Source organism: Clostridium sp. AM34-11AC, assembly GCF_003435375.1.
GTDB lineage: Bacteria > Bacillota > Clostridia > Lachnospirales > Lachnospiraceae > Pilosibacter > Pilosibacter fragilis.
Genome location: NZ_QWGL01000001.1, coordinates 510,894 through 529,684, shown reverse-complemented (window position 1 = coordinate 529,684; position 18,791 = coordinate 510,894). Strand labels below are relative to the sequence as shown.

16 protein-coding genes are annotated in these 18,791 nt (G+C 47.6%); 8 read left to right on the top strand and 8 right to left on the bottom strand.

Going from position 1 to position 18,791, the window contains the following annotated elements:
- Positions 1 to 112: 112 nt before the first annotated feature.
- From DW826_RS02425 to DW826_RS02410, 4 genes are all read right to left on the bottom strand, one after another.
- Positions 113 to 1,135, bottom strand: coding sequence for an NrtA/SsuA/CpmA family ABC transporter substrate-binding protein (locus DW826_RS02425; RefSeq protein WP_117551922.1), 1,023 nt, complete (start codon positions 1,133 to 1,135; stop codon positions 113 to 115).
- 379 nt (positions 1,136 to 1,514) lie between these two features.
- On the bottom strand, positions 1,515 to 2,231 hold the full coding sequence (locus tag DW826_RS02420) for an ABC transporter ATP-binding protein (protein ID WP_117551920.1): 717 nt from the start codon (positions 2,229 to 2,231) through the stop codon (positions 1,515 to 1,517).
- Entirely contained in the window at positions 2,218 to 2,988 is a 771-nt protein-coding gene (locus DW826_RS02415) for an ABC transporter permease (protein ID WP_117551919.1), read from the bottom strand. Before DW826_RS02415 ends, DW826_RS02420 begins: the two co-directional genes overlap by 14 nt.
- Positions 2,985 to 3,587 (bottom strand): hypothetical protein, encoded by a 603-nt coding sequence (locus DW826_RS02410; protein ID WP_117551918.1) that lies wholly within the window; start codon positions 3,585 to 3,587, stop codon positions 2,985 to 2,987. The genes DW826_RS02415 and DW826_RS02410 overlap by 4 nt, the downstream gene beginning before the upstream one ends.
- A gap of 186 nt (positions 3,588 to 3,773) precedes the next feature.
- On the opposite strand from DW826_RS02410, the gene DW826_RS02405 reads away from it, so the two are divergent.
- The 8 genes from DW826_RS02405 (at position 3,774) to DW826_RS02365 (ending at position 13,180) form a co-directional block, all read left to right on the top strand.
- Positions 3,774 to 4,556: a helix-turn-helix transcriptional regulator gene (locus DW826_RS02405; RefSeq protein ID WP_117551916.1), complete on the top strand. Its 783-nt coding sequence runs from the start codon at positions 3,774 to 3,776 to the stop codon at positions 4,554 to 4,556.
- 240 nt (positions 4,557 to 4,796) lie between these two features.
- Positions 4,797 to 5,168, top strand: a complete 372-nt coding sequence (locus tag DW826_RS02395) for a hypothetical protein (RefSeq protein WP_117551914.1) — start codon at positions 4,797 to 4,799, stop codon at positions 5,166 to 5,168.
- 64 nt (positions 5,169 to 5,232) lie between these two features.
- Positions 5,233 to 6,588: an AAA family ATPase gene (locus DW826_RS02390; RefSeq protein WP_117552004.1), complete on the top strand. Its 1,356-nt coding sequence runs from the start codon at positions 5,233 to 5,235 to the stop codon at positions 6,586 to 6,588.
- A 237-nt stretch (positions 6,589 to 6,825) separates the two neighbouring features.
- Entirely contained in the window at positions 6,826 to 7,329 is a 504-nt protein-coding gene (locus DW826_RS02385) for a QueT transporter family protein (protein WP_117503557.1), read from the top strand.
- Between the two features lie 434 nt (positions 7,330 to 7,763).
- Entirely contained in the window at positions 7,764 to 9,146 is a 1,383-nt protein-coding gene (murC, locus tag DW826_RS02380; RefSeq protein WP_117551913.1) for a UDP-N-acetylmuramate--L-alanine ligase, read from the top strand.
- A 405-nt stretch (positions 9,147 to 9,551) separates the two neighbouring features.
- Complete coding sequence (locus DW826_RS02375; protein ID WP_117483599.1) at positions 9,552 to 10,679, top strand: DnaD domain protein; 1,128 nt, start codon at positions 9,552 to 9,554, stop codon at positions 10,677 to 10,679.
- Between the two features lie 112 nt (positions 10,680 to 10,791).
- Entirely contained in the window at positions 10,792 to 11,790 is a 999-nt protein-coding gene (locus DW826_RS02370) for an ATP-binding protein (protein ID WP_117551912.1), read from the top strand.
- Positions 11,791 to 12,001: 211 nt separating this feature from the next.
- A complete protein-coding gene (locus DW826_RS02365) occupies positions 12,002 to 13,180 on the top strand; it encodes a ribose-phosphate pyrophosphokinase (RefSeq protein ID WP_015552943.1) in 1,179 nt (392 codons plus the stop codon).
- Positions 13,181 to 13,492: 312 nt separating this feature from the next.
- Here DW826_RS02365 and DW826_RS02355 read toward each other — a convergent pair whose 3' ends face one another.
- From DW826_RS02355 to DW826_RS02340, 4 genes are all read right to left on the bottom strand, one after another.
- The gene (locus DW826_RS02355) at positions 13,493 to 14,155 is read right to left on the bottom strand and encodes an AroM family protein (RefSeq protein WP_117551911.1); all 663 of its coding nucleotides are present in this window, start codon (positions 14,153 to 14,155) and stop codon (positions 13,493 to 13,495) included.
- 136 nt (positions 14,156 to 14,291) lie between these two features.
- Positions 14,292 to 15,695 (bottom strand): sigma 54-interacting transcriptional regulator, encoded by a 1,404-nt coding sequence (locus DW826_RS02350; RefSeq protein WP_117551909.1) that lies wholly within the window; start codon positions 15,693 to 15,695, stop codon positions 14,292 to 14,294.
- A 276-nt stretch (positions 15,696 to 15,971) separates the two neighbouring features.
- The gene (locus tag DW826_RS02345) at positions 15,972 to 17,342 is read right to left on the bottom strand and encodes a hypothetical protein (RefSeq protein WP_117468965.1); all 1,371 of its coding nucleotides are present in this window, start codon (positions 17,340 to 17,342) and stop codon (positions 15,972 to 15,974) included.
- 138 nt (positions 17,343 to 17,480) lie between these two features.
- The gene (locus tag DW826_RS02340) at positions 17,481 to 18,791 is read right to left on the bottom strand and encodes an acetyl-CoA hydrolase/transferase C-terminal domain-containing protein (RefSeq protein ID WP_117551907.1); all 1,311 of its coding nucleotides are present in this window, start codon (positions 18,789 to 18,791) and stop codon (positions 17,481 to 17,483) included.

Here is an 18,791-nt window from a genome sequence, read left to right as displayed (position 1 = left end):
GAGGTTTTGCTGATTGCAGAATAGAAACAAAAAGAGACCCAGACAAAATATGCTAGATCTCTTTTCCCGTACTGCTTAAAATACTCCGGCGGAAGATTCCCGAATGTCGAAATTACTGAATGAACAGCGTGTTCACATCAAGCTCATTCTCAATCATGCCGGACTCATACATGAAATCGGCTGTCTTCTGGAAACCTTCTTTGTCGGCGTCTGTGATCTCTGTGGAGAAGTCATAGAAACCGTACATTTCCTTTACCGCGTCAACATCAAGGTCAAGTGCTGCGGCAACAGTCTCCATGGTTGCCTCCTGGTTATCAGCCATGTAGGATGCGATCTCTTCCTGTGCAGCGTTTAATTTTTTAATGACATCCGGATGCTCGTCGTAGAACTTCTGGGTCGTTGCAACTGCGATCAGTGCGCTGATCAGGCCCTCGCCGTCTGCAACAAGGTGATAGCCCTGCTGTTCTGCATTGTAAGCAGTTGCGCCTGCGAGCAGGGCAACGTCAACGCTGCCGCCATCAAGACCTGCCTTTGCGTCAGGAATGCTCATGTTTACATAATTTACATCGTCAAGAGTCATGTCAGCCTGCGCAAGATAGGAGACAAGGAGCTCATGAAGGTTTGTGCCGGTCGGGCCTGCGATGGTCTTTCCTTTTAAACTCTCTGGAGTTGTGAGGGACTCATCCTTTGAGTACATGCAGAATGCCTTCGGGGAACGGCTGTACATGTTTAAGACCTTGATATCTGCGCCGTTTGCTGCGGACAGGATCACGGAAGTTGCGCCTACTGCGTAGAGAGCCTGAACATCACCGGAAGCGAGAGCCTGTGTCTGGTCAGCACCGGAAGTAAGCTCTGCGTACTCAACCGGAACGCCGAGTTCTTTCGCGAAGATTTCCTGGTCCTTCTCGATGATAGTCGGTACATTTAACGGGGACGTTACATAGGTAACGGTGAGTTTGTCGATGGATGTCTCAGCGTCAGCTGTAGCCTCGGCAGAAGTTTCAGCCTCAGCGGAAGTCTCAGCGGTTGTCTCGGTAGCAGAAGCAGCCTCAGTCTCTTTGCCCGCAGATCCGGAGCAGCCTGCAAGGGAAAATGTCATGCATGCCGCGAGTCCTAATGCGATCAGTTTTTTCATTTTGTTTTGTCCTCCTCATGTAAGTTGAAAAATAAGTGTATGATACGCCTAAGTTAATAGGCAGATATCCGAACTTAACGAAATGATAGGAATCCTTTAAATAAGGAAACCATTGTAACTATTCAGTACCTTCATAGTTACAAGCAAAAATCCATTCAAATCGGCTGCGCCGATGGGATTTTTGCTTTCCGGCTTATGTTTTCTTACGGTCAGCGCAGCAAGTGCGCAGACCTACCGAACAGTTACAAACCATCTATTAAAATTTTTTGTGGGACAGCTCATAACATTATGTTTATGCTTTGAATGTTATATCTGCTGGAAATAGCGTAAGAATAATATCATAAAAATTAGAATGTATTAAATTACATATAAAATATATTTAATTTATAAAATTCAGATTCTCAATGATATCTCTCTTGAGCGCAATAAACTCCTCATCCAGAAGATTTCTTTCCTTGGACGGCGCCTTCACCGGATAAACATGCTTCACAAGCCCTTTTTCGATCATCACGATCTGGTCACCGAGGATCAGTGCTTCGTCGATGCTGTGGGTCACGAACATGATGCTGGAATGTTCCTTCTGCTGAACGCGGAGAAGTTCCCTCTGCATCTGTTCCCTCGTGAAATAGTCGAGAGCCGCAAATGGTTCATCCATCAGGATGAAGGTCGGTTCATATGCCAGTGCCCGCGCGATAGCCGCGCGCTGTTGCATGCCGCCGGAAAGCTGTGATGGGTATGCCTTTTCAAAGCCGGACAGGTTCACCGTGGAGACGATGTCCTGGATCTTCTCCTGATCGACCTGATTTTTCTTCAAACCGAAAATAATATTGTTCCAGACATTGAGCCATGGCATGAGCCGCGGTTCCTGGAACACAAAGGCGGTCTTGTGGGCGCCGTCCCAGCGAACCTCACCGCTGTCGGCGGATTCCAGACCGCCGGTGAGCCGTAGCAGAGTCGTTTTTCCGCAGCCGCTCTGACCTAAGATCACGGTGATCTTTCCTTCCGGGATCTCGAGATCGACGCCGTTTAAGACAGGAAACGTCCGGCCGTCAACCTGATATGTTTTATGAATGTCTTTTAATCTAATTCCAGCCATTTTCACCGGCTCCTTTCAGAAAGATGCTGATGAGAAGACCGAAGATCCGGTCTGTCAGATAACCTGCGATGCCGATGGCGAAGATGCCGACGATGACCTTGTCGGTTCGGGACATCTGCTGGGCAAACAGGATCATGTGCCCCAGACCGGTGGACGCTGCGACCATCTCCGCACCGATGATAGCGCGCCAGCTGTAGCCCAGACCGATGCGCATTCCTACGAGAATGTCCGCCATGGCGTAGGGCAGCATGATGCGGAAAAATTTCTGGCGTTCTGTGTAGCCAAACATGGTTCCAACCTCCAGAAGCTTCCGGTCACAGCCCGTAAATCCCTTGACGATGTTTAAGTACATAGGGAAAAAGGAGGCCAGAACGATGATGACCGTCTTTGTAGTTTCGCCGATTCCGCACCATAAAATAAGTAGCGGGATCATGCTGAGCGGCGGTACGTTCTTGAAGAACTGCACCAGGTACTCATAGTAACCTGCGGAGGCCGGAATCATCGCCCGCAGCATGCCGAAGGCAAATGCCAGGATAAAGGCGATTACAAAGCCTTTTCCGACGCGCAGGAAGCTGATCCTTAAGTCACGGAAGAGTTCACCGCTTTGCAGCATTTTGCAGAAGCTCTGGAAGACCCGCCCCGGGGACGGGAGCACATAGGAACTTAAGATGCCCGCGCGGCAGACGATATACCAGACGGCGAAGACCGCCAGGATACCGATGAGCGGTGGGAAATATTTTTTAAACCTCTGATTCATCGCACTCCATCTCCTCTGTGACAGCCCTGAACACAGTACAAAAGCTCGATCAGTTTTGCGTTTTTCCAGTCATTTCCGGTCACATAGGATTCAATAGCCGGACGGCCGGATCGGCTGACAACGGAAAACGGCAGATCCTTAAAGAATCCCGGTGGAATCGGACTTGCGTCCGGCGCGGGTTCCATTGGCTCGCCAAGTGCAGCGAGAAAGCGGTTCCATGGTACGAAATGTGTGTCTTTTAATTCCAACTTATTTCCCATGTCGGCTAAGATCCGGCATGGAGTTGTGATGATCTTTTCACCGTCCGCGAGATCCGGACGTTCTGCCAGTTCTCTCGCACAGTGGATCAGAATCGGCTCAATATCCGCGATCTGGATCTCAGGCTGCAGGGAATGTACCAGAGATACCGCCTCCGGACATCTCGCGTCCGCAAAAGTTCCATCTGCATGTTCCAAAAGCTCCCGATACTTCCGAAGCACGATCTCGCCCCAGCTTTCCCGACAGACCACTCGCGTCAGGTCATGCTTTTCCAGCATCCTCTCCAGTGCCTCCACCGAGATCATCCTCTCCGATACTGGATTGATCCATAGATAAGTCAAAGTAAAACTCCTTTCAATTAGCTATAACTAACCAATATTATTCAGCATAGCAGATTAGTAGGGAAATGTCAATTGGGAATGGAGGTCTTTTATAGTTGAGGAGAATTTTAACTTGACAATTATAATACATAATGACATAATGACTATATAATAACATGTCAATAAATGCCAAGGAGGAAAGTGAATATGGCTCCTAAAACAATATTAAGCAATGAGGATCTTGGAAAAAAAATAAAAGTCAGGCGCAATGAACTTAGACTCACAATTGAAGAAGCGGCTTCGCGAGCGGGCGTAGGTGTAAAAACCTGGTGCCGCTATGAATCAGGAGGCTCTATTCGAAAAGATAAATGTAAAGGAATTTGTAAGGCTCTAAACTGGCGCAGTTTTCCTGACAATGCAGGCAGTGAGCCGGGGAAAAATTTGATTGAAGAATACAAGGGACATAAAGCATGGTCACAGTTTTTAGCAGATAACTATGGAGTTAAAGCAGCTGTGTCTTTTGCCGTAGGCAGTGATGTCCTGCTTGATTATATTGAACAGGATCTATCAGATCTTGCATCTATGCCTGTGGATTCTCATATTGGTCAATTAAACACATCGTTTATTAAGATGGATCTTCCTGCACAGTTTCTGATGAGATATACGTATGATTTTCTTTATCAAATGAAATGTACACTTGTTCATTTGCGCAGAAGTTTAAGTACTGGGAGAATGGTTAAAGCACATACAGTTATGGAAGAACTCATTATTTATTTATGTAATGAGGAAGCAATGGCGTTTATGGAAGTCAGCGATGAACGGGTAGCAACAGATAGTAAAAATTTGGGCTATTCAGAGGACTGGGTTTTTGACATGTTTGATGATGAAGATATTATTACTTTTTTATATTCCAATAGTAATTTAGAGGAAGATCATCCGTATTTTTTCACGCATTGGAATGAACAGCAATTTTATATGGATAATGAATAAGAGATAGTGTAAGATTTAGGGAGATAGTATGAATAAAAATGATACAATGAAATGGGAAGACATTTATAAAGTCTGGAAATGGGAAATGTGTAAATTTCCTGTTTTATCAGCTCAAAAGTACTGTTTAAAACAGAAATTTCTAAACCGCGATTTGGACCGTGTTACAGCTTCAACTGGATTGAAAAAGAAAGAGAGAAGGAATCTATTGAATCTGATGTAGCGGCCCTAACTTCAGGACGAATGGAAATTGAAGCAGGGTGGAGCAAAGGAACAATTAGAACGGCTGCCTTGTTATGTTCTTGTGAAAAGGAAGAAGAGTTTGCTGCTGTTTGGATTTGTGCATTTGTGCTTTCTTTGACGCGGGGAAGATCAGGCGGAGATGAGACTCATAGAAATGCATTTAACTTGGAATATGAGGTAGCTCCTGTGTTTGCGAGAAAATATGGCTATTGGCATTCAAATTCAAGAGAATTTTTCCCGGAATTTTATATTCCTATGGAATTGTTTTGGGAAGATAAAAAATTGTCAGTATCCGCTCTTGTAAAATTGGCAGCACTCAATGCAGCAGTGGTAATAGGAAATTATACTCCTGTTGAGTACAAAAAAATATAACCTGTTAAATATGAAAGCAGCTGAAGAAGGGAAAGCCAATAAAATTAAAATAGGAAGTGAAGGTATGGATATTAAAAGGCATGTTTACCAGAGATTACTCAAATGGAAAAATGACAATTGTCATACGACACTAGAGGTTAATGGTGCGAGGCAGGTAGGAAAGACGTATATCATTAACAAATTTGCAAATGAGAATTTTAGTCATAAAGTGTATATAAACTTATTTGAACTGAGCGGAGAACAGTTCCTTTCCTGTTATCAAAAGGCATGCGATTGGCAGCCGGGAGAGGGACCGCGCCCTCAAGCTCCGCTGCATGATGCATTTCGTCTGTTTGATGAAAATTTTTCAGACACAGAGGACACCGTTATTATCATAGATGAAATTCAAGAGTCAGCAGAAATTTATAACCGAATTCGTGAATTCACACGACAGTTTCGGTGCCGCTTTATTGTTACAGGCAGCTATCTTGGAAGAATCTATGAACCGGAATTTCGGTATTCAAGTGGGGATGTTACAAGTATTCAAATCTATACCTTATCATATGAAGAATTTCTGGAAGCAGCAGATACGGATCTATTTGAAAAATATAAGCTGCTTGGAAAAAAACTGGATTCAGTGACAGGGGCAGAATTAAAATCATGGTATGATATATATTGTCAAATTGGTGGTTATCCATCTGTTGTTCGTGAATACTTAAATTCAAAAAGTATAGAGCGAGCACGGAGTGAATTGATTAGAATCATTGATACCTTTATGAATGAATCAATTCGTTATTTTACAGATGTTCTTGACACTCAGGTATTTACGGATATTTTTCTTTCAATTTGCAGGATACTTGGCAGAGAAAAAAAGGGACTTGAAGAAGATAGTATCAGTGAAGAACTTCAAAAATTGGTAACAAGAGACTATTCCAGCAATATTAGCAAGGCAGTCTGCAACCGGGCAATTAGTTGGTTACGTTTTTGCGGCGTAATTGGATTTTGTGGGAAAATTATAGAAATGGACATTCTAAATTTTAAACCAGGATGCAGATGTTATTTTATGGATCTGGGATTAGCAAGTTATTATATGGCGCGAGTTGGGGCTGCACAAACAGAAATTGCAGGCATGCTGAGTGAAAACTTTGTATATATTAATTTGAAGAAGCGGCAGGATTTTCCAGAAGAAATTGCCTTTGAAATGCCAGCATTTGCGACTTTTAAGGGTGGAGAAGTAGATTTTGTGGTACAAGGTCTGAAGTCCTCCCGGAGATATGCAATAGAAGTGAAAACTGGAAAACACATTGGAAATACGGCAAAAAAAGTATTGGAATCGGGAAAAGCTGATTGTTTATTGTATTTGAAAGGTGATACGTTAGGGGGGCAGGAAGGAAAAATAGAGACCGTACCCATTTATCTTCTGGAAAAATTGAATTTTTAACTTGAAATCTTAGAAAGGCAGTGATATACTTTCAAACGTTGCTAAGCCCGCAAAAACCAAGGTCTTAAAGGGCTTTCGCCGATTCCCGGCGTAAGGTCATATACTTGCAGTATATGCCTTCCGCGGCATTCGTCAGATGTACATACGAGCATGTCCGCCTGACTCATTGCTGCGCGAAAATGAATCGAGTGTTCGTGACCTTCCACTCGTAAAACAAAACTAAAGGAGAAACTGAATATGAAAAACAACGCAACAAACAGCCCGGTACTGACACTTGTATACGGGGCGGCTATCGCGGCGATCTATGTGGTGCTGACGATGGTGTTCCTGCCGATCAGCTTTGGACCGATCCAGTTTCGGATCTCTGAGCTTCTCTGCGTACTTCCGTACTTTACCCCGGCGGCAATTCCGGGACTCTTTATCGGATGCCTGCTTGCCAACTTCCTTGGCGGCGCGGCGGCTCTCGATGTGATCTTTGGAAGTATTGCGACCCTGATCGGTGCGGTAGGTTCTTACCTGCTCCGGAAAAACCGCTATCTGGTATCTGTTCCGCCGATCCTCGCGAACATGATCATTGTTCCGTGGGTGCTCCGCTTCGCATACGGTTCTGAGGACATGATCTGGTTTTCCACGATCACAGTCGGAATCGGAGAGATCCTGGCTATCGGCCTTCTTGGTCAGATCCTGTTATCCGTTCTGATCCGGTATCAGCATGTGATTTTTGGAAAAGCTGCAGCGTAAAATTAGTGATCCCGTATCTGTTGGATGAAAAATCCAGTAGATGCGGGATTTTTTATGGAACAGGAAATTTCGAGAAATTCCCTGTTCCATAAAAAGGCACTAACGTGCCAAAGATGCGCACTCGCGCGAAGATGTAGATTGTCGCAAGTGACCGCGCGAGGGGCTGTGAAAAAACATAGCCTATAAAAAAGAAGGGCCAAATGATTTCTCATTTTTTCACACGCCCCTTTTATATAGAAAGTGCTGCGCAGAAAAGAAAAGATCTGCGTGAATTTCGCCGCATGTTAATTTTCCCTCGAGGATAGATTTTCTTTAATTTTTGTGATATCATGTGTAAAAGACTGTGTATATTTAAACACATATTTTATACGTGCTTAAATGTATACAGTGTAAAACATTTAAAATAGAGATCAAACATCCGAAAGGAGACAACGATGTATCATATCGATTTTAATAAACCAGAACACATTCACTTTATCGGAATCGGCGGAATCAGCATGAGCGGACTGGCTGAGATCCTGCTGGAGAGGGGATTTACAGTAAGCGGCTCCGATGCCCATGAATCCGAGCTCACCGATAAGCTCACCGCCCACGGCGCAAAGGTTGTCTACGGGCAGCGGGCGGAGAACATTACTGACGATATCGACGCTGTTGTATATACAGCGGCAGTCCACCCGGATAACCCGGAGTACGCGGCGGCAGCGGCGAAGAATCTGCCGATCCTTTCCAGAGCAGAGCTTCTCGGACAGCTCATGAAAAACTATGAGAAATCCATCGCCGTATCCGGTACCCACGGAAAGACAACGACGACCTCCATGCTGACGGAGATCCTTATGGACGAGAAGAAGAACCCGACGATCTCTGTCGGCGGAATGCTGGACTCTATCGGCGGCAACATCCGTGTCGGCGGTCCGGAGCTCTTCGTGACAGAGGCCTGTGAGTACACAAACAGCTTCCTGTCCTTCTTCCCGAACATGGAGATCATATTAAATATAGAAGCAGATCATCTCGATTTCTTCAAAGACATCGAAGATATCCGCCATTCTTTCCGCAAATTTGCGGAGCTTCTTCCGGAAAACGGCATCCTGATCATCAACAGCGATATCCGCGACTATAAGGAGATCTGCGACGGACTTCCGATCAAGGTGATCACCGTCGGAAGTGACCCGGCAAAGAGCCATTACAGCGCCGCGGACGTGACATTCAACGAGAACGCCTGCGCGACATACACACTTTTAGAAGACGGAAAAGCAATTGATACAATTACACTGGGCGTTCCGGGAATCCACAATGTATATAATTCCCTGGCGGCCATCGCGGCGGCTCATGAGCTGGGAATCCGCGGCGAGGGGGTCAGGAACGGACTCTTAAAATTTACGGGCACACACCGCAGATTCGAGAAAAAAGGCATGATCGGCGGCGTGACCGTCATTGATGACTACGCGCATCATCCGCAGGAGATCGCGGCAACTCTGGCAGCGGCGAAAAATTACCCACACCGTGAGATCTGGTGCGTCTTCCAGCCGCATACATATACGAGAACCAAGGCGCTGATGGAGGACTTTGCGAAGGCGTTATCCGTAGCGGACCATGTGGTCCTCGCTGACATTTACGCGGCTCGTGAGACGGACAATCTGGGAATCAGCTCCGGGACTTTGGCGGAAAAGATCGCGGCATTCGGTACGGATACCCACTATTTCCCGAGTTTCGATGCGATCGAGACATTTCTTCTTGAAAATTGTGTCAACGGCGACCTGTTGATAACTATGGGGGCCGGAGATATTGTAAAAGTGGGCGAAAAGCTCCTTGGACAGTAAGTTATCCACATTATCCACAGAGTTTTCAACAGAATCCTGTTGAATACCCTGTGGATTTTTTGATTTACATAACTGTAAATTTGAAAATGCCGGAAAGTAGGGAAAAATAAGGAAAAACGGGAATTTTTCGAGTTTCATTGATAATTATGTAACGCATTTATCCACGTTATCCACATTATCCACAATCAGCGCAGTGGATAATTCCGGCTATTTCATTTTTTGTGGGGGTATGTTATGATATTTCAAGATGAGAAGAGATAACGAGTGTGCCGGAAAGTGCGGTGCTGCCCGGAAAACTGAAAATGTGAGACGTAAGTGGCCGATGGAGAGAACGACCGATAGGGCAGAAGGCGGATATATCAGGCAGATTTGAAATGGAACGTGAACATAAAGGGTGAAAAAAGAATGGGTTTAGGCTACAAAAACAACATAAATGCGGCAGTGACCGCCGTTTCCAATACATTTATTGACGAATACATGGGGACAGCCAGCGGAGAATATGTAAAGGTGTACTTATATCTTCTGCGCCACGCCGGGGAAAGCGTGGAGATCCCGGATATCGCGGACGCTTTGAACCACACAGAGGCAGATGTCCGCCGTGCCTTGGCATACTGGGAGCGCGCCGGTGTGCTTGCACCGGAGAAAGAGGAAACGGTGGTGAGTGAATCTGCGGTTACGAGAGAAAACATGACAGACACCGGATACATGGCACCGGAATCACGGAGAAATTACGGGGATACTGATGTGGAGGGAAGAATGCCGGAAGAGACTATGGCGGACAACGGAAAACAGCCGCAGAGCAGCGACCGCGGCATGGCGAAGCAGCAATCCGGAACCCCGGATATCCCGGACGCCGGCAACAGCTACGACCGCATGAAGCGTCTGTCGGCAGATGAAGAATTCTCTGCTCTCCTCTACGCGGTCCAACAGTACCTCGGAAAGACGTTCAGCGCCATCGAGTGCGAGAAATTCGCCTATTTCTATGACGTTCTCCACATGTCCTGCGAGCTTCTGGAATACCTGGCGGAATACTGCGCTGAGGGCGGTCACACCAGCATCCGTTACATAGAAAAAGTGGCACTGAACTGGTATCAGGCCGGGATCCATACCCGCGACGAGGCGAGAGAGCACTCCACGAGATACTCAAAAGACACCTCCGCTGTCATGAAAGCCTTCGGCATCATGGGCCGGAACGCCGGAACCGCGGAGCAGGAGTTTATGCGCCGCTGGTTCAAGGAGTTCGGCTTCGACGCTGCGATCGTCACGGAGGCATGCAACAGGACGCTCACAGCCACGGGAGCGGCGAGCTTCCCATATGCCGACAAGATCCTCACAGGCTGGAAGGAAAACGGCGTGCGGACCTTACAGGACGTTGAGGCCTTAGATAAACTTCGTCAGGAGAAACAGGCGAAAAAATCCGGCGCGGCATCGAGACAGACCCGGAACACATCGACAAACCGGTTCAACAACTTTGAACAGCGGTCCTACAATTACGATGATTATGTCTGGGATGACATAAAGAACAGAAAATAACGGTCAGTCGGTCCGCACCTTGATGCATGGACCGCAAGAGTTACTGTGTACGGGGAATAAGTTCTCTGAATGGAACCTCGTAAAAAATGCAGGAAAAAAGGAGGCAGTGCGGATGGCACTCAGTAATTCCCAGTACGACGCGATCATGCGTGTCTACAATCAGAGACAGTTTCAGGACAAGCGCGAGCAGGATAAGCGGATCGCGGAAGTGTACGAGAAAGTCCCGCAGGTAGAGGCGCTGTCCGACGAGATCGCGGCGACTATGGCTCAGGCGGCGAGAAAGATTCTTGCCGGTGACCGTGCGGCGGCGGATCAGTTGAAAAAAGACGCGGAATTTTTAAAAGAGCAGAAAGCGGTCTACTTAAAACAGAACGGATACCCATCAAACTACCTGGAGCTCCAGTACGTCTGCCCGGACTGTAAGGATACGGGATACACGGACGGAAAAAAATGCCACTGCTTCAAGCACATGGAGATCGAGATCCTGTACGACCAGTCGAATATCCGCGAAGTTCTGGAACGGGAGAATTTCGACACACTTTCCATGGCATACTATGACAGAAATCATGTGGACGAAAAGACAGGGATGACCGTTTACGACTATATGTCCAGGGTGATCAGGGAATGTAGGGAATATGTGGAAAACTTCAAAAATGAGAAAGGAAGTATCCTGTTCACCGGAAATACTGGCTGTGGAAAGACATTTCTGAGCAACTGCATCGCGCGGGAGCTGATCCGAAGATATTTTTCTGTGGTCTATCTCACGGCAACGGATATGTTCGACATTCTGGCAGGAAGCCGTTTCAGTGGAGGCGATGACGATGAGGCGAAGGACCGGGCGTCCTATATTCTGGATTGTGACCTTCTGATCATCGACGACCTTGGAACTGAATTGATCAATACATTCACGGCATCCCAGATGTTTTACTGTGTTAATGAGCGGCTGAACCGAAATAAGGGAACGATCATCTCCACAAACCTGACACTTGGCGAGCTTCAGGACGTGTTCACGGAGCGCGTGACCTCAAGGATCATGAGCCGGTATAAGATCATACCACTGATCGGGGATGACATCCGTCTCGTGCGCAGAGGATTTATGCGCAGAGGATAATAAAAATGTGCCGGATGGCCGTAGAAAAAAGGAAAATCCTGTCGGAGACGGCTGGAAATCCGGTTGACGGAGCGGGTGGATGGTGTTATAAATGAAATGTATGTACGCTGCAAAAATGGGGAACCGGGTAAATGCCGTGAAGAACAGGCTGACCGGAGAGCAGCGGATAAAAATATCAAATAATGAGTAGAAAAAACAGGGAGGAACAGGAATGCTGTACGAAGAAAAGCAGATTGAGACAATACCGGTTGGACCATTAGGTCTGATTCCGCTGAAAAGCTGTGAGGATCTGGGTAAGAAGGTAGATGCCTGGCTGGTCGAGTGGAGAAAAGAAAGAGAGAGTGAGCACAAGACCACGATCGCTTTTGCTGGATACCAGAGAGATTCCTATATTATCGGCGCAAAGACTCCGCGTTTCGGCTCTGGTGAGGCAAAGGGAGAGCTGACAGAGTCTGTCCGCGGTGATGACCTCTATATTATGGTAGATGTCTGCAATTATAATATGACATACACGATGAACGGCTTAAAGAACCACATGTCTCCGGATGACCACTATCAGGACTTAAAGCGCGTGATCGCAGCCGTAGGCGGAAAGGGCAGAAGGATCAATGTGATCATGCCGTTCCTCTATGAGAGCCGCCAGCACAAGAGAACGGGTCGTGAGTCCTTAGACTGCGCGATGGCGCTCCGCGAGCTCGTCGACATGGGCGTTGAGAACATCATTACGTTCGATGCGCATGATCCGCGCGTCCAGAATGCGATCCCGTTAAAGGGCTTTGAGACGGTACAGCCGATCTACCAGTTTATCAAATACCTGTTAAAGAACGAGAAGGAGCTTGAGATCGACAGTGACCACATGATGGTCATCAGCCCGGATGAAGGCGGTATGGGACGCGCAGTCTTCTTCGCAAATGTTCTCGGACTGGATCTCGGTATGTTCTACAAGAGACGTGATTACACAAAGATCATCAACGGCCGCAACCCGATCGTTGCCCATGAGTTCCTCGGCGCAAGCGTGGAGGGCAAGGACGTGATCATCGTTGATGATATGATCTCCTCCGGCGAGAGCATGCTCGACACCGCAAAAGAGTTAAAGAGAATGAAGGCAAGAAAGGTCTTCATCTGCACGACATTCGGTCTCTTTACAGGCGGATTAAAGAAATTTGATGAGTACTACGAGAATGGCATCATCGACCGCGTCCTGACGACGAACCTTGTTTACCAGACACCGGAGCTGCTCTCAAAACCGTACTATATCAATGTTGACATGAGTAAGTACATTGCTCTTATCATCGACAACTTGAACCACGACGCATCCTTGAGCGATCTCTTAAACCCGACAGGAAGGATCAACCGCCTGTTGGCGAAGTACCGCGCCGGGGAGAGATAAGAATATTGGCAGTGAACGAACCGCAGTGAATTAGAAATTATGTGACCATATAAGAATGCCTGTCCTTTACCGGAAATTTTCCGGAGAAGGACAGGCACTTCTTTATTTCTGGGACTCTTGTGAAAGATTCAGCTTTCATCATAGTGACATTGCGATGAGATATGGTACTCTTTGATCCTATATTGCAGGCAGCGCCTTGAGATGCCAGGATATTCGGCTGTTTTGGCCCGATAACCGGAACAGTATTGGAAACAGGAGATGCTGAAAATCCCCTGGAAAATGAAGTGGGAAAAACTGCCAGGGGAAAAAACATTAGACTAATTCACGAATCACCCGTGCTACGAGTGTACGGGAAAGAAGGACTGGTTTTTGGGTCAGAGCCTGGATGCGCTCCTTCATTTCGATGGTGTATCCGATGCAGTCTAAAAGGATCAGATCTGTATCGGCGGGGATCTCCTTTGCGGCTGCAAAAACAGCGAGAGGATCACCGTATGGGGATACAGAGGTCACGTGGAGAGAGTCACAGCAGTCTTTCCATTTTCCGGGCATCTGTGCCTCCTGTTCCTTTGTAGGAATGATGACAGACAGATTTTTCACGCCGATGGCCGGGATCAGTCCCTTTAAGATATGGTCAGGGAAGATCAGGGGGACATTGGAGCGAAATTCAGCCGGAAATTCTCCGGTGCAGAGGAAAAGAATCAGGGAAACACCCTGCTGTTCGAGATCGTCAATGCAAAGCTGCAGGCGGGGAAGAATGTAGGATTCTCCGAATGTCGCTGAGGTTCCGTCTGTAAGTCTCGACACAAGGACATTTTCACCGGGACGCGGAACAAACTTTGCGATCTCTTCCTTTGAAAGTCCGTCCAGAGCTCCTGCCTGAATGATCTCAACCGAGTCTCCGAGGATGGGCTGGATCTCAGGAGTCAGGTCAACTCTGGGAGACTGGCCGACAGTAATCGCGCCGATTTTTTTCATAGTGATACCCCTTTCAGAATCATTGGTTTGAGGGCTGTCAGTGACAGTCCACATGTACATGTTACCTTTGTTCAGATATCATCAATATATCACATCTGCAGCCTCAAAGCCAGATAAACATTGGGCTTTCCATCTATCAATCCGCATCTTTCGTATATTTCTGTCTCTTCCGGACGAACGTTGACGGTGTCATTCCGAGGCTCTCTGCGGCCTCACGGACGTTTCCGTACTTTTCGTAGGCATGGTTGATATATTCCAGTTCCAGCTCTTCCATAGCGGTTTTTAAGTCCTTTACAGGGTCGAGGACTCTGGACTTTGTCTCCGGGCGATCTTCTACTGTGAATAAGTGGAGAGCATCGGGACCGATCTCATCCTCGTTGCTGATGATGACAGCCCGCTCAATAATGTTTCTGAGCTCACGGATATTTCCGGGCCAGCTGTAGTCCTGCATCATCTTGGCGGAAAGAGGGGAGAGGTATTTTTTAAAATCATATTTTCGGTTCAAAGTCTGTAAAAAGAGCTGCGCCAATGGAAGAATGTCATCCGGACGTTCCCTGAGCGGCGGGATATGGACCGGGAAGATCATCAGACGGTAATAGAGATCCTGGCGGAACGTCTTCTGTTTTACCATCTCCTCGAGATCACGGTTTGTAGCGGCAAGGACCCGGACATCCACTTTTACCGGCTTTCTTCCGCCGATCCGCTCAAATTCCTGCTCCTGTAAGACGCGCAGAAGTTTTACCTGCATATCGAGGGGCAGTTCTCCTACCTCGTCGAGGAAAATCGTTCCGGTGTTCGCCAGTTCGAACAGACCCATTTTTCCATTTTTGTCAGCTCCCGTGAATGCACCTTTTTCATATCCAAATAACTCACTTTCTACCAGATTGGCAGGGATCGCGCCACAGTTTACTTTGATAAACGGTTTATTTTTTCTGGCGCTGTGCTGATAAATATATTTCGCAAAGACTTCTTTTCCGACTCCGGTTTCACCGAACAGGATCACGGTTGTATCAAGGGGCGCTACCCGGTCGATCATGGACAGGACCTTTTCGGTTCTGGAGTCCTCCACCACCATACTGCATTGATTCCGGTGGCTCGTTCGGATTCTTAAAAGCTCTTCCCTCAGAAGATTTCCCTCGGTTTTCAGATGTGTGGCCTCTTCCTTCAGGTGGTAGAGCTCAGTGATGTCGCGCACGTTCGTGATCACCAGAACGATCTCATTCTTATTGTTAAAGATTGGACTGCTTGTGATAAGCGCCCGTTTTCCGGTCTTAAATTCCTGCTGGATCGTGATCGGCCGCTTCTGCTCCATCGCCATCAGCGTTCCGGAAGCGGAGATCGTTCCATTTTTTACAAGCTCCCTCATGTTGACGCCTAATACCTCGGACACCTTCAGTCCGGAGATCGTAAGATAGGAGCGGTTTACTTTCAGGGTAGTTGCCTGACCGTCCGTGATGTAGATCCCGTCAAAGGAATGCTCAATTACCGTGTCCAGCAATTCATTGCTGAACACTGCTTCATTTGTTTTTGTGTATCCCATATGTAATTCCCCTACCTAATTTGATCAGTATCGATTGGAAAATTCCAACCTTCATTGTACCATATTGTTAAATAAATATCTATACAGAAACTCATGGCAGTTCTTAAAAAAGTAACTGAGCATGTTCTTAGCATGGTCTTTACACTCCGAAAACCAGGTGTTGACTGATGCGTGTTTGAGGGTATGACAACACAAAACCGGCAGACCTGTGGGTGGTCTGCCGGGGAAAAGGGGGTATTGGAGGTTATTTCAATATTTCAACTATAAAAGGAGATTTTATTCTGTCTGTGTGTTTAATGCTTTTTCCGGAACCTCAACGCTCTTGAAATGTCCGTAGATCAGAACGTAGAGGATAACGCCGACTGCGAGTCCCCAGCTTGCGCCTTTGATCGCGAGAACAGCTGCCATAACACCGGCGAGTCCGCGCTCGGAATCTGTGTGGATCATGCTGAGTCCGATCTGGCAGCAGACAAAGCCCTGCACGATAAGAGTCAGAGACAAAGCTGCAGGAAGGATCGGCTGTACAAAAGATGCAACCGGAACAAGGGCAACACAGATAAAGGTGGACCAACGGAAGGTACCGACTCCGCTGAAAATGGAATCCATTGCTTTTCTGCCGTCTTTGTATCGCTCGGAAACTGCGGCTGTAACGGCTGCCCAGAGCGGACCGCAAAGGCTCGGATACGGGCAGATAAACGCCTGAATGATGTTTCTGATCGCGCTGATGATGTTGGAACGGTTCGCGTTGAAGTCGATGTGCTCATCGGTACGGACTTCCTCAGCGCTGCGGATCAGCTGCTCACTGGAAACGAAATCGCCGAATGCGATGATATAAACAGCGATGGCTGTCGGAATCGTGGAAATGATCTTTCCGATGCTCGGGAAACCGATCGCGAACGGGCTTAAGGTATTCCAGATGATTGCGAAATCCGGAATCTTGATAATTGAACCAAGAACCAGATTCGGTGCCGGAAGCTCACCGGATAGAGGTCCTACGATCACGGCTACGATGACCGCCGGCAGCATGCCGAAGTTGCCGACCATGTACCAGAGTTTATTTTTTGCCTTCATCTTCTTAAATAAAAGAGAGAAGAGAAGGAAGTATGCAAAGATGGAACCGACGAGAACGGTTACCGGATAAAGACCGGCACGTCCGCCTGCTTTGAATTCACCCATGATCGCAGAGAAGCCTGCGCCGAGGAGAATTCCGGATTTGATCGCATTCGGGATCGCACCGATGATCTTACTTGCAAGACCTGTGATTCCCATAAAGAGAAAGATCAGTCCGACAACAAGCTGCAAGGCGATCATGGTCTGTACACGCTCAGGTCCCTGCTCTGTGAGCGTTAAAAATGCAGTTACAAGGGGAATTGCCGGTGTGATCCATCCCGGTACAACTGGATCTCCTAATAAAGAGTGGAGATTGTAGAAGAAACCGTTGATGATGACCATGCTCCATGCGACTTCGTAAGGAACCCCTAAGAGCTCCTGGAGAACCGGGATCGCACCGAGACAGGTCGCACACATTAAGATCGCCTGGAGACATTCGGAAATTTCCCAGCGATAATGGATAAACGGGATCCGGATCTTAAATGGACCGGCCGGAATAAAGGGCTGTTCTTTGCCATTTTCACGATGTAAGGCCATATGTGTAACTCCTATCATACATTATGGAAGTGCAGTCCCGTACCGGAAGACGATCAGAAACTGAAAGGCCGGTACAGGACTGATGGTTCATCCTGCCGTATCCCGAGGGCACCGGACTAACGGCAGGGAGTTCGCCGTTTACTCATAGGAACAGTGGAACCGCTCCTCGTAAACTTTCTTTAATTCGTCGCGGAAATTCGGGTGGGCGATCTCGATCAGAGCATGCGCACGCTGTTTTAAGGTCTTTCCGGACAATTTTGCTATACCATATTCCGTGATGACGTAATCCACGTCATTTCTGGAGGTTGTAACGGCTGCGCCTTCGTCAAGCAGCGGAACAATCTTGGAAACGGTTCCCTTCGCGGCTGTGGACGGGAAGGCGAGAATGGAACGGCCATTCTTTGCCATGGCAGCACCGCGGACGAAATCCACCTGACCTCCGACACCGGAGATCTGGGTATATCCGATAGTCTCGGAAGCGGCCTGTCCCATCAGGTCGATCTGGACGCAGGAGTTGATGGAGACAATGTTGTCTTCCTTCATGACAACGACCGGATTGTTTACATAATCAACCGGATACATCTCAACATCCGGATTGTTGTTGACGAAATCGTAAAGTCTCTTTGTACCCATTAAGAAGTTTGCGACAAACTTGCCGACATGGGTCTTTTTCTTTGTGTTCGTGATAACACCTTTTTCAACCAGTTCCACAACGCCGTCGGAGAACATCTCAGAGTGGATGCCGAGGTCTTTCTTTTCTGTTAAGAAGAGAAGAACAGCGTCCGGAATTGCGCCGATCCCAAGCTGAAGGGTATCACCGTCATGGATCAGGGATGCGCAGTTTGCGCCGATGGCGCGCTCCACATCGCCGATCTTCGGCGGAGCGAGTTCAATGATCGGGGCATCATGCTCCACGATCGCGGCAATATTTGCGTCTGATGCATTGATGCAGCTGTCACCGCCGGTTCTCGGGAGCTCATGGTTTACCTGAACGATTACGCTTTTTGCGGCTCTTGCTGCAGGAAGTGTGTAGTCGATGGAAATTCCGAGACTCATGTTTCCATTTTCATCCGGCGGAGTAGCCTGAACGAGCGCTACATCGACCGGGAGACTTCCGTTTGTAAATAATGATGGAATGCGGTAGAAGAAGCACGGAGTATAGTCACCGCGGCCCTCTGCGACTGCTTTTCTTGTAGTGCCGCCAACGAAAAGAGCGTTGTGGCGGAAATGGGATTCCATTCCCGGCTGTGCATAACCGGCTTTTCCCATAGCGACCATGTGGACGATCTCTACATCGTGGTAGCTTTCCGCATTTGCAACCATTGCGTCTACCAGATAGGACGGCTCTGCGCAGGCATGGCCGATCACAACGCGGTTGCCGGATTTAATAAGCTCCACTGCCTTTTCGGCAGTGGTGAGCTTAGATTTATATTCGTTTTCCCAACTCAT